Below are 12,012 nucleotides of genomic sequence, written 5' to 3' on the forward strand. Positions count from 1 at the left end.
CAAATCAATTTTTGCCATCCGGTAAATTTATACATTTCAGCGTGATACGTAAAACGCAACATTTTGGTTTATTTCGTTGCGTCACGGGGATGAAAAGTAGCCGTCCGGAACGGGCGCTGATGACGAAATAAACCGGATAACCGGGCGGATCATAAATCCGCTGGCGGTGAAACGGTGCAGGCAGTTCCGGAACTGCATCAAAAACGCACAAAAGCAAAACGTTGCTTATATATGCCTTATGTCGGCATTTTTATCTAAAAACGAGCAGATCAGGAATTTTGATATGAGTATGAAAAAAGTGGTTCTCGCACTGGCAGTTTCTTCCGCAATGGCAATGACTGCACAGGCAGCAAATCAGGGCGGCGGCAAAATCAACTTCAATGGTGAAGTGATTGATGCGGCGTGTTCTATCGATGCAAACAGCCTGAAACAGACTGTTGAACTGGGCAGCGTGGCTAAAGTGCAACTGGCGAAGGGCGGTAAATCTACTCCGGTTGATTTCACCATTCAGTTACACAACTGCGATATCACCGACAAAACCACCACAACAGTCACCTTTAAAGGTGTTGCAGGCGGCGCTGCGGCAGACGGTCTGGATAAAGCCTTTGGGGTCAGCGGCCCGGCGACCGGTGCAATGGGTGTGGTCGTGACGGATGCGGGCGGTAAAGTGATCGCTCCGGGGGCAGCATCATCCGCATTTACCTTAAACGAGGGTGATAACACGCTGAACTTTAAGGCGTATATGCAGGGTGCAACAACGGCTGTCACCGTTGCACCGGGTGCTTTCACCGCAACAGCCGACTTCCTGATGGACTATCAGTAATCGGGGTCAGTGTACTTTACCCGTACCGGATATCCGGTACGGGGATCCGGCGGAGAGCAAGCGTGAAGTCAAACATACTCAGTACCGGACTGCTGGCAGTCTGCCTGACTGCTTATGCGGCAGAGGGTGAACGGCAGACCGGGCAGGTCTGGTTACAGGGATTTGTTCTGGACTCCTCCTGCACTATCAATATGCAGGATAAATATCAACGGATTGAAATACCGCAAGTTGCCGCCACCGCATTATATCAGCGCGGATACAGTCCGGCCTTTGCCTTTGCTGTCCGGCTGGAAAACTGTCTGTTGTCAGCGGATGACAAAAATCTGCGGATAACCTTTACCGGACCTTCGGACAGCAACGGATTGTTTGCAGTCAGCGGGGAGGCAGAAGGTGTCGGGATTCAGCTCAGCCGGGAAGAGGGTTCGGTGATCATACCGGGAAAAGCTGTGGCACTCCCGGATATACCACAGACAAAAAATATCACACTGAACTACCGGTTACGGCTGATTGCTGATCGCAAATCACTGAAAACAGGGGCATACCGGTCGACTGTTAATTTCAACCTGGATTATTTGTGATGAATGCCAATGTATTTGCGCCGGGCTGCGGAGTATCACGTCCGGCGGTGCGGTTAAAACCGCTGACATTTCTGATCCTGCTCTCTCTGTTTTCTGCGGCGGTACAGGCAGAGGACATTACAGAATTCAATACCGAGGTATTGGATCTGAATGAGCGCGGAGATATCGATTTATCACAGTTCTCTCAGGCGGGTTATGTGATGCCGGGAACCTATTCCCTGGCACTTAAGATCAATAACAGCATGCTGGCAGAGCGGCAAATCCGTTTTCTGGCCCCGGATAATGACCCGCAGGGCAGCATGGCCTGTATTACGCCTGATATGAGCGAAGAGCTGGGACTGACCTCATCTGCAAAAGGGGATTTGACCTGGTGGCATAACGGAGAGTGTGCGGATCCGGCATCACTGCCCGGGATGACTCTGCGGGCGGATTTTGCTGCCGGGGCACTGCGTGTCAGTCTGCCGCAGGCCTATCTGGAATATACCGCAGATAACTGGGATCCGCCGTCACGCTGGGATGAGGGAATTGCCGGTTTTATCCTTGATTACAACCTTAATACACAACTGACAAAACAGCGCGAGGCCGGACACAGTGACCGGCAGGACATCAGCGGTAACGGCACCACCGGGCTGAATGCCGGTGCCTGGCGTCTGCGTGCGGACTGGCAGGGGCGCTATTCGCGTACTAATCATGAATCGGATCAACGCTGGGACTGGAACCGGTTTTACGCTTACCGCGCCATTGCACCGCTGCGGGCAAAATTAACACTGGGGGAAAATTATCTCACCTCCGGCATGTTTGACAGTTTCCGCTATACCGGTCTGGCACTGGACACGGATGACATGATGCTGCCGCCGAATCTGCGCGGCTATGCACCGGAAGTGTCCGGGGTGGCGAAAACCAATGCGCGCGTCACCGTGAAACAGCAGGGACGGGTGATTTATGAAACCACGGTTGCCGCCGGGCCGTTTCAGATCCGTGATTTAAGCAATGCGCTGTCCGGCAAACTGGATGTGGAAGTGGCGGAGCAGGATGGTTCAGTACAGACCTTTCAGGTGGATGCGGCGAGTGTACCGTATCTGACCCGTCCGGGACTGGTGCGTTACAAAGTGGCGCTCGGTAAACCCTCGGAATATGACCACCGTGTCAAAGGACCGGAGTTTATCAGCAGTGAGTTTTCATGGGGTATCAGTAACGGCTGGTCTGTTTACGGCGGCGGGTTATTTGCCGGTAAATATAATGCTGTCTCGGCGGGTATCGGCCGTGACCTGCTGATGCTGGGGGCATTATCCGCCGATATCACCCAATCCCGCGCGTCACTGCCGGACGGTGAAACCAAAAAAGGCGGCTCTTACCGGCTGAGTTATTCCAAACGGTTCGATGCCACCAACAGCCAGGTCACCTTTGCCGGATACCGGTTTTCAGAGCGGGATTTTATGACCATGTCGCAATATCTGAATGCCCGTTATCACAATTCAGCGGTAACGGGTAACGGCAAAGAGATGTACACCATGACATTCAGTCAATCGCTCAGCTCGCTGAATACCAATGTGTACCTGAATTTTAACCACCAGACTTACTGGGATCGCCCGGCAAGTGATAACTGGAATGTTTCCACCTCTCATTATTTTGATATCGGGCAGGTGAAAAATATCAGTCTGAATTTATCGGCTTACCGCAACCGCCACGAAAACGGACGCGATGACGGGATGTATGTCGGGCTGTCTGTGCCGTGGGGGGAGAGTGGTAGTTTTGGTTACAGCGGACAATTCAGTAAAGGGCAGAACAGTCACTCGGCGGATTATAGTGACCGGATTAATGAGCGGACAAATTACCGTCTCAGCACAGGAGTGACCGGCGATCACCGGGTCACCGGTAACGGTTATATGAATTATCGCGGCGATAAAGCGGAAGTAACCGCAACTGCCGGATTTTCCGGTGAACGCTACAGTGCGGCCGGGCTGTCTGTACGCGGCGGGTTTACCGCCACCGCCGAAGGTGCGGCACTGCACCACAGTGGTGTGATGGGCGGAACACGGATGCTGGTGGATACCGGCGGAGTAGCTGATGTTCCTGTCCGGGGCGGAGGCGCTGAAACCACAACCAACTATTTCGGTAAAGCGGTGGTCAGTGATGTCAGTAACTATTACCGCAGTAGTGTCAATGTGGATCTGAACCGGCTGGGGGAAAACGCCGAAGCCACCCGTTCTGTCGTGCAGGGCACGATGACGGAAGGTGCTGTCGGTTACCGCCGCTTCGGTATTGTCTCAGGACAGAAAGCGATGGCGGTACTCAGCCTGGCTGACGGAGATGTTCCGCCGTTCGGGGCTGTGGTTCAGAACCACGATCATATACAGACCGGGATGGTCAGTGAAGATGGCATGGTCTGGCTCTCCGGTATCAATCCGGAAGAGACAATGCAGGTGTCATGGGGCGGGGATGTTCAGTGTGAAATCCGTTTCCCGGCGACGATCCCGGACGGAAATCTGCTGTTGCCGTGTGTCTCTGCGTCGAATCCGGTACCTGAAAAGTCAGAAAAATCAGTAAAAACAGAAAAAATATCCCGTTGGCTGACAGATGCTGACGCGGAAAACACCAGAGAGAGTAAGCAATGAAGAATCAATACAACCGTTTTACTTCACGAAGCCTTCCGGTACTGATACTGGCCGGTATCCTGGCTGCGCCGGCAGGACAGGCGGCGATTGCACTGGACAGAACCCGTGTCATTTTAAACGGCAGTGAACGGGCGGAAAGTGTTGAAATTTCTAATCAGAATAAAGAGTTACCGTATCTGGCTCAGGCATGGATTGAAGATGCACAAGGTAACAAAATCAAAGATCCGCTGGTGGCGCTGCCGCCAATCCAGCGGGTGGAAGCCGGTGAAAAAAGCCAGGTAAAAATTCAGCCGACAGCGGCAATGAAGATGCTGGCGCAGGATAAAGAGAGTCTTTATTACTTTAATCTGCGGGAGATCCCGCCGAAAACGGACAAAGCCAACACATTGCAGATTGCCTTGCAGACCCGTATCAAACTGTTTTATCGTCCGGCGGGCTTAGTGGTGGCGCAGAATGCAAAGCCATGGCAGGAGAGTATTACCCTGACACGGCAGGGGGATAAATACACGGTGAATAATCCGACACCGTATTACGTGACGATCTCCTCGGCATCGGCGGCTTATAAAGGAAAAGATATCAGCGGTTTCAATGCATTAATGATTGCGCCAAACAGCAGTGAAGTTCTCGGCGGCAATGCCGCATCACTGGGGAGTGCGCCGGTACTGGGTTACATCAATGATTACGGCGGTCGTCCGAAGATGATTTTTGCCTGTCAGGGCAATACCTGCCGGGTGAGTGAAGTCAAACCGGGCTGATGCGAAACCGCAGACCAGGAGCAGAGAAAGTGAAGAGATTCATTCCGTGTATGGCTGTGCTGTGTTCCGGTCTGCTGATGTGTTCAGCGGTACACGGCGCGGATGTTGAAGTAAAAGGACAGTTGGTGTTTGAACCATGCACCTTATCGCAGGCGAGTGAAAATATCTCTCTGCCGTTCGGCACAATAGTCAAAAACTATTTTTATACCGCAGACCGGACGCCGCCGGAGCCGTTCACCATTGAGCTGGAGGGGTGTGATACCACCATTGGCTCTGACGCCTATGTCACTTTCCGGGGGGCCGAAAGTATCGCACTGCCGGGACTGCTGGTACCTGATAACGGAACATTACCCGGGCTTGCCATCGGTATTGAAACGCCGGAAGGAAAGTTGCTTGCACTGAATAAAACCAGCCCGGCATATACCCTGAGTGACGGCACAACCACGCTGAATTTTCAGGGGTATGTGCAGGCAGAGCCGGATGCTATCCGTGATAAGACGTTGGTGACCGGTGATTTATCAGCGACAGCCACATTTGAAATCACCTATCCGTAAGCCTGCCCGGCGGATCACAGACAGGACAGTATTATGACATTCATAAAACGTGCGCATACCTTACTACTGGGCGGGCTGTTATCAGCCGCAGTAAGTCTGACAGCATTTCCCGCATCGGGTAAAACCGGTGATGAAAACCGGCTGAAAATAAATATTTCGGGCACGGTGGTGGCCACCGGACGGTGTATTTTCAATAATCACTCTTCACAGGATATTGATTTTGGTGATGTGCGTTTTTCTTCGGTGGCGGGCGTGAATAATATTGAAGGCCGCTATCTCAGAAAGCTGGATGTGGCAATGACGTGTGTCGGTGATACCGCCGGTACTACCCGCTTTCGCATGAATACAATAAAAGGATCGGCTATCGCTGATGGCAGTTACGAATCGCTACCGGTGACTGTCGGCGGTGTTCAGGCGGCCAATCCAAACCTGGCTGTCCGTTTATTCGTGAACGGTAAACAGCAAAGTATTAATGAGGATTTTATTGTGGATGTTCAGTGGCTGCCGACGCTGGAAGCGGAACTGGTTCAGCTGCATCCGGATGATAATACCTGGACAAACGGTCAGTCGGTTGAATCTCACGCCACATTAGTGATGAGTTTTGATTAGCCGGGGATGCTATGAATAGAAATAAACTGTTATCAGCGCTCACGTTATTAATGACACTTCCTGCTATGGCAGGTGAAGGGCAGCTTGGTACTGATAAAACCTTTAATTTTTCCGGCACATTGCGCGCCATGACCATTTGCCGGGTGAATAATGACCAGATAATTACCGCCGATTTTAAAAATGTCGGTATCAATAAACTGGAAACAGAAGTCTACAGCCTGCCGCTTGATTACACACTGGATTGCCCCGGTATAAAACCGGCCAATACGCTGCGGATGACTTTTATGACATCCCGCCCGTCGGCATCTGATTCTTCGGCGATCGAAAGTGATGTCAGTGGTTTACTGGTACGGATACTGAAAGACGGGCAGCCGCTGGAATTAAATAAATTCTTCAAAATAGATGATGCTGCGCAGCCGCCAAAACTGGAAGCACAGTTGGTGAAAGTACCGGGCACAGACTTAACACAGTCCCCGTTCCGGGCCACCGGTACGCTGGTGGCGGAATATTGGTAGGAGTGAATGATGAATAAATTAATGATACGCGGGGCGGCACTGTTTTTTCTGCTGATAGTGTCGCAGCATGTATTTGCCAGGGGGTGGATGGGGGCTGCTGCCTGTATTCCGGGGATATGAAATCTTTACTGTTTCGGATACCTGCGACTGGCGTTCTTTTAAAAATGCATATTACGCAAAAGGGCAGCCTATTGAAGCCCGCCCTTCGGAAAATAATAAGGGAGATGATACATCGTTTGTACCGAAGTCTGGTAATTATGAAATGAAAATGTATTGGTGCTCACTGCCGTACAATATGGATACATGTAATAAGGCTAATGGTTCCGTTTTATTATCCGGCGGTGTTGTCAGGCTGGAGAGTTCAAAAAACCTGAGGTCACAACAAGTCGTAACATCAGCAAAAAAAACAATAGCACCCAATAAAGGAGGGTACTGTATTACTCTCTCTGATGTCGACACCGGGTATGAATATAAAGGAAAAATGGGCTATGGCCCTGACGGGCGAGGTAAATTTTGTGCTGATGCACATGAATTGCCTGTCGAACCCCCGAAATGCACCCTGAACGGCGGTACGGATCTGGACGTTCAACTGGGAAAATTAGAACGCAGTGACATTCCGGTAAAATCCGGGACATCATCCGCTATGGTGACAAAGGATATTTCGGTCAATTGCGAGGGCAATGTTGAATATAACGCCAATATGAAACTGGAGTTCACCCCGATCTCCGTCAGCAATGAACAGATAATCAGCACGTCAACCACAGGTCTGGGTGTTGCTGTGTTATATAATGGCAGGACGGTTCAGCCCGGAAAAACGTTTCCGCTCAGTTATCAGCCCGGTATTCATACTCTGACCCTGGGGTTTGAGGCAGTACGTGACCCGGCAATGGCCGTGGCGGATCTGAAAACCGGTGATTTTACGGCGAATGCTGTTTTGGTTTTCACGGAGCAGTAATCACAATTTAATACTGCGGAACCGGGCCACATTACTGGCGGTATATAACACGGTGTGCTGAATATTACGGTGACCGAGATAATCCTGAATTAACCGGGTGTCTGTTCCTCTGTCCGCTAATGCATAACCGCAGGCATGGCGCAGCATATGAGGATGTGCCGCAATATTCAGATCGGCGGACAATCCGCTGTCGCGGATAATCCTGAATATTTGCTGGCGGGATAACCGCCCGCCTTTGCGGGAAAGAAAAAGCCAGGGTTCGGCATAATGTACAGATGCATTCCGTTGTTCCAGCCACTGTATCAGTAATTGATATTCAAGGGACTGTAAGGGCTGATTGGTGCTTAATCCGTTTTTCAGCCGGGTAATATGAATGGTTTTTTCATCTATATTAACATCACTGAGCATTAATCCGGTCAGTTCACTGGCCCGTAATCCGTGACTGAAACAAACGGCAATCAGACATTGATTACGAATATGGTTAATTGAGTCAGGTAATGATGCTATTAAGGAATGAACCTCCTGTTCACTCAGGTGTTTTCGTTCTTTCATGGAATATTCGGTATGGTTATTAAGGTCAGGTTTTATTATTTATCTGACGTTATCACAAAATAAACAGATATCCTATTTCGTATTGTTATGGAATTGATGTTGTTAATGAGTGAAATTGATCAATTATTGCTGATTTATCTGATGGTAATAACATTTTTTGTTATCTGACTTTCATTTTATTGTTGTGTATTGTGTTTTTTATTGCTTTTTTTCTTTGTTTTAACCGGAATTATCTGGCTATTGATAGGTGTTTTTTTTATTTTTACTGGTGAGATAAATTTAAATTTATTCAGGTGGTAAATTTAAATTTATTTGTATTTTCTTCCCGAATGTATTTCCGGGAAATGTTATTTCTGAAGGTAATAAATATGACAGATATTCTATATGATTCCGATATGGCATCGGTAAACCGTGCTGTCGGTGACCGGCTTTTTTGCAGACGAAAAGCGCTGGGTTATTCCGGACAGCAGATTGCTGCCTGTCTGGGGATCAGTCAGCAGCAATTATCCCGTTATGAACGGGGGCAAAGCCGGATTAATGTCGGCCTGCTGGTCAGGGCAGCAGATATTTTAAAGACACCGGTCGGCTGGTTTTTTGCCGGGTGTCAGGACAACGCTTTATATGAAGAAAGTCTCAGTGTTCAGTCTGATATTTATACAGCGGCATCAGTGACATCAAAATCAGAATATCTCAACTGAGAGAAAGCGGCTCCGCCGGTATTGCGGAGCCTCAGATTGTTGGCAAAGTCCGGGAAAAAACAGGCCGGGATTTTGTCAGCAATCTTATATCAGAACATCAGCTCTTTTTCACAAACTCAGATTTCAGTTTCATCTGACCAAAGCCATCGATTTTACAATCAATATTGTGGTCACCTTCCACTAAACGGATCCCTTTGACTTTTGTGCCGATTTTCAGCATGGATGAGCTGCCTTTGACTTTCAGGTCTTTGATGACTGTCACGGCATCGCCGTCCGCCAGTAAATTGCCGTTGGCATCTTTGACGATCAGTTCGTCGCTTTCCGCTGCCGGTTCGGCATCATTCCATTCGTGGGCACATTCAGGGCACACATACATTGCACCGTCTTCATAGGTGTATTCAGAATTACATTTCGGACATGAAGGTAATGACATAATGAGACTCTCAGATTTTCACAATGGGGAGCAGCAAATTGTCACACGATGGGGTGATATTTGCCCGTGGTTATGTGCACTGTCTTCAGTGCGGCCGCCAGTATAGCGGGATCGGCACCTTTTTGCAGCTTTTACCGGATAAAGAGTGTGGTTATCGCCTTTTCCGGCTCCCGGACAATAAACAGGTAAATAACGCAATAACAGCCTCCGGTTTCCTGAAAAATCCGCCAGTGCTGATAATCACCGGAGTTTATCTTTTTTTTCGGAATAAGTACTCAGGGGGAGTACATAATTACGCAGCGGACTCTTATATATTGAAACTGCATTATTTTAATAACCGGTTTCTGACTTCTTTATTTATTTGTCTGTGGCACATCAGGAGTGAAATATGCGTAACGTTGTCCGTTCTTTATTATTGTCTGCGGCGCTCGTGGCCGGGTCGTTAAATACCGCCTTTGCCGATCCGCATTTAAATTTTGCCTGGCCGGTGAATGTGGGGCCGCTGAATCCGCATCAGTACGCGCCGAATCAGATGGCCGGACAAACCATGGTGTATGAGCCGCTGGTCCGTTATATGAATGACGGAACCGTAAAGCCCTGGCTGGCGGAATCATGGACAGTTTCGGATGACGGTAAAACCTATATTTTCACATTACGTGAAGATGTGAAGTTCTCCAACGGCGAAAAATTTGATGCCGCTGCGGCCAAAGCAAACTTTGATGCCATTCTGGCAAACCGCGAGCGTCACGCCTGGCTTGAACTGGCTAATCAGATTACGGCGGTTGAGGATATCGCGCCGAATCAGTTAAAAATCACCCTGAAAGATGCTTATTATCCTATTCTGCAGGAGCTGGCGCTGCCGCGTCCGTTCCGCTTTATTGCACCGTCGCAGTTTAAAGACGGCGGCACCAAAGACGGTATTATTAAACCGATCGGCACCGGCCCGTGGATATTAACGGAATCCCGTCTGAGTGAGAAAGATGAATTTATCCGCAACGAATCGTACTGGGGTAAAAAACCGGTTTATGAATCCGTTACGTTTAAAGTAATTCCTGACCCGAATACCCGTGCCGTGGCATTTGAAGCCGGTGAGGTGGATTTATTATATGGCACGGACGGTATTATTTATCCGGACACCTATCAGCGCTTTAAAAATATGCCGGGCTATACCACCAAACTCTCTGCACCTCTGGAATCACTGGTGCTGGCTATCAATACCAAAACCGGGCCGACCCGTGATTTAGCTGTGCGTAGAGCCATTAACCACGCGGTTGATAAAGATAAAATGATTGAAAAGGTGCTGTATGGCACACAATTAAAAGCTGACACCCTTTTCTCAGAAAATGTGCCGTATGCAGACGCCGGTTTAACACCGTATGCCTATAACGTTGAAGAAGCGAAATCCCTGCTGGAAAACGCCGGCTGGAAAGCGAAAACTGAAAACGGTATCCGTGAGAAAGATGGCGAGCCGCTGGTGGTGGAGCTGAATTTTGTCGGTACCGATGCGGTGGCGAAGTCGATTTCTGAAGTGGTTCAGGCCGATCTGCGCCGCGCCGGGATTGATGTGAAGCTGGTCGGGGAAGAGGAAAGCAGTATCTATTCGCGCCAGAAAGACGGGCGCTTCGGAATGATTTTCAACGGCACATGGGGCGCGCCGTTTGACCCGCATGCGTTTGTCAGTTCCATGCGCATTCCGTCTCATGCCGATTATCAGGCACAACAGGGGCTGGCAGATAAAGCGGAAATCGATGCCAAAATCACACAGGTGCTGACCACCACGGATGAAAAACAGCGCCGTGCGCTGTATCACGACATTCTGACCCGTCTGCACGAAGAAGCGGTTTATCTGCCGCTGACCTACATCACCGCCATTGCGGTGGCAAAACCGGAAATCGGCGATGTGCCGTTCAGCGCGATGTCGAATGAGATCCCGTTTGATCAGCTGACACCGGCTGCGAAGTAACAGGTCCGCGATTATGATGCGATTTATTTTCCGGCGGGTGCTGCTGCTGATCCCGATGCTGCTCGGCACCTCGCTGTTTATCTTTCTGATCCTGCGCCTGGGGCCGTCTGACCCCGCGCTGGATTATCTGCGGCTCTCCAAAATTCCGCCGACCCCGCAGGCGGTGGAAAGCGCCCGTGAGCTTCTCGGTCTCGATAAGCCGATCATGACTCAGTATTTTCACTGGCTGTCTGACGCGCTGCATCTGGATTTTGGTATCTCTTATGCCACACAGAAACCGGTGCTGCCGGATCTGCTCTATTTCCTGCCCGCCACACTGCAACTGGCGGGGCTGGCACTGGCGCTGACTATTATTCTGTCTGTGCCGATGGGGATGCTGGCGGCGCGTTACCGCGAAAAATGGCCGGATCAGCTGGTGCGGGTGATTGCGTTTATCGGGGTTTCCATGCCGAATTTCTGGCTGGGGTTCCTGCTGATCCTGCTCTTTTCGATTCACCTCGGCTGGCTGCCGCCGATGGGTAAAGGGGAAGCAAAACACCTGATCATGCCGGTCATTGCTATCTCGCTGATGTCACTGGCGATTAATGCCCGGTTGCTGCGGGCAAGCATGCTTGAGGTGGCCGGGCAGCGCCATGTCCGTTATGCGCGGCTGCGCGGGTTATCTGAAATGACAGTGGAGCGCTCACATATTCTGCGAAACGCCTGGCTGCCGGTGATCACGGCTATCGGTATGCATATCGGGGAACTGCTCGGCGGCGCGCTGATTATCGAGAGTATTTTCAGCTGGCCGGGTGTGGGGCGCTATGCGGTCTCTGCCATTATGAACCGGGATTATCCGGTGATTCAGTGCTTTACCCTGCTGATGGTGGTGATTTTTGTCCTCTGTAACCTGATTGTGGATATTATTTATGCGATTGCGGATCCCCGCATCCGCCTCTCTGCGGAGGGTATCGAATGAGCGA

13 protein-coding genes are annotated in these 12,012 nt (G+C 50.1%); 11 read left to right on the top strand and 2 right to left on the bottom strand.

Annotated elements, in window-relative coordinates; all coding sequences use genetic code 11:
• Nucleotides 1-283 precede the first annotated feature (283 nt).
• The 8 genes from JL661_RS02360 (at nt 284) to JL661_RS02395 (ending at nt 7,404) form a co-directional block, all read left to right on the top strand.
• Nucleotides 284-823: a fimbrial protein gene (locus tag JL661_RS02360; RefSeq protein ID WP_062771994.1), complete on the top strand. Its 540-nt coding sequence runs from the start codon at nt 284-286 to the stop codon at nt 821-823.
• Between the two features lie 62 nt (nt 824-885).
• The gene (locus JL661_RS02365) at nt 886-1,401 is read left to right on the top strand and encodes a fimbrial protein (RefSeq protein ID WP_004241283.1); all 516 of its coding nucleotides are present in this window, start codon (nt 886-888) and stop codon (nt 1,399-1,401) included.
• The gene (locus JL661_RS02370; protein ID WP_062771991.1) at nt 1,401-4,016 is read left to right on the top strand and encodes an outer membrane usher protein; all 2,616 of its coding nucleotides are present in this window, start codon (nt 1,401-1,403) and stop codon (nt 4,014-4,016) included. The genes JL661_RS02365 and JL661_RS02370 overlap by 1 nt, the downstream gene beginning before the upstream one ends.
• Nucleotides 4,013-4,771, top strand: coding sequence for a fimbria/pilus periplasmic chaperone (locus tag JL661_RS02375; RefSeq protein WP_062771988.1), 759 nt, complete (start codon nt 4,013-4,015; stop codon nt 4,769-4,771). Before JL661_RS02370 ends, JL661_RS02375 begins: the two co-directional genes overlap by 4 nt.
• 29 nt (nt 4,772-4,800) lie before the next feature.
• A complete protein-coding gene (locus JL661_RS02380) occupies nt 4,801-5,325 on the top strand; it encodes a fimbrial protein (protein WP_225310123.1) in 525 nt (174 codons plus the stop codon).
• 33 nt (nt 5,326-5,358) lie between these two features.
• Entirely contained in the window at nt 5,359-5,934 is a 576-nt protein-coding gene (locus JL661_RS02385) for a fimbrial protein (RefSeq protein WP_004241287.1), read from the top strand.
• Between the two features lie 11 nt (nt 5,935-5,945).
• Entirely contained in the window at nt 5,946-6,449 is a 504-nt protein-coding gene (locus JL661_RS02390) for a fimbrial protein (RefSeq protein ID WP_036422393.1), read from the top strand.
• Between the two features lie 67 nt (nt 6,450-6,516).
• Nucleotides 6,517-7,404: a fimbrial protein gene (locus JL661_RS02395; RefSeq protein ID WP_218481014.1), complete on the top strand. Its 888-nt coding sequence runs from the start codon at nt 6,517-6,519 to the stop codon at nt 7,402-7,404.
• Here JL661_RS02395 and JL661_RS02400 read toward each other — a convergent pair whose 3' ends face one another.
• Entirely contained in the window at nt 7,405-7,956 is a 552-nt protein-coding gene (locus tag JL661_RS02400; protein WP_032098506.1) for a tyrosine-type recombinase/integrase, read from the bottom strand. It abuts the gene before it with no gap.
• Between the two features lie 368 nt (nt 7,957-8,324).
• On the opposite strand from JL661_RS02400, the gene JL661_RS02405 reads away from it, so the two are divergent.
• Entirely contained in the window at nt 8,325-8,654 is a 330-nt protein-coding gene (locus JL661_RS02405) for a helix-turn-helix domain-containing protein (RefSeq protein WP_004241291.1), read from the top strand.
• A 97-nt stretch (nt 8,655-8,751) separates the two neighbouring features.
• Here the strand turns inward: JL661_RS02405 and JL661_RS02410 are convergent, their stop codons facing one another.
• On the bottom strand, nt 8,752-9,087 hold the full coding sequence (locus tag JL661_RS02410) for a zinc ribbon domain-containing protein YjdM (protein WP_004234936.1): 336 nt from the start codon (nt 9,085-9,087) through the stop codon (nt 8,752-8,754).
• A 388-nt stretch (nt 9,088-9,475) separates the two neighbouring features.
• Between JL661_RS02410 and nikA the strand changes: the two genes are divergently transcribed.
• Together nikA and nikB are read left to right on the top strand one after the other, a co-directional pair.
• A complete protein-coding gene (gene nikA, locus JL661_RS02415) occupies nt 9,476-11,050 on the top strand; it encodes a nickel ABC transporter substrate-binding protein (RefSeq protein ID WP_032098507.1) in 1,575 nt (524 codons plus the stop codon).
• Nucleotides 11,051-11,063: 13 nt separating this feature from the next.
• Nucleotides 11,064-12,008: a nickel ABC transporter permease subunit NikB gene (nikB, locus tag JL661_RS02420; protein WP_032098508.1), complete on the top strand. Its 945-nt coding sequence runs from the start codon at nt 11,064-11,066 to the stop codon at nt 12,006-12,008.
• Nucleotides 12,009-12,012 lie beyond the last annotated feature (4 nt).

This window comes from Morganella morganii, from assembly GCF_019243775.1.
In the GTDB taxonomy this organism is placed as follows: domain Bacteria; phylum Pseudomonadota; class Gammaproteobacteria; order Enterobacterales; family Enterobacteriaceae; genus Morganella; species Morganella morganii.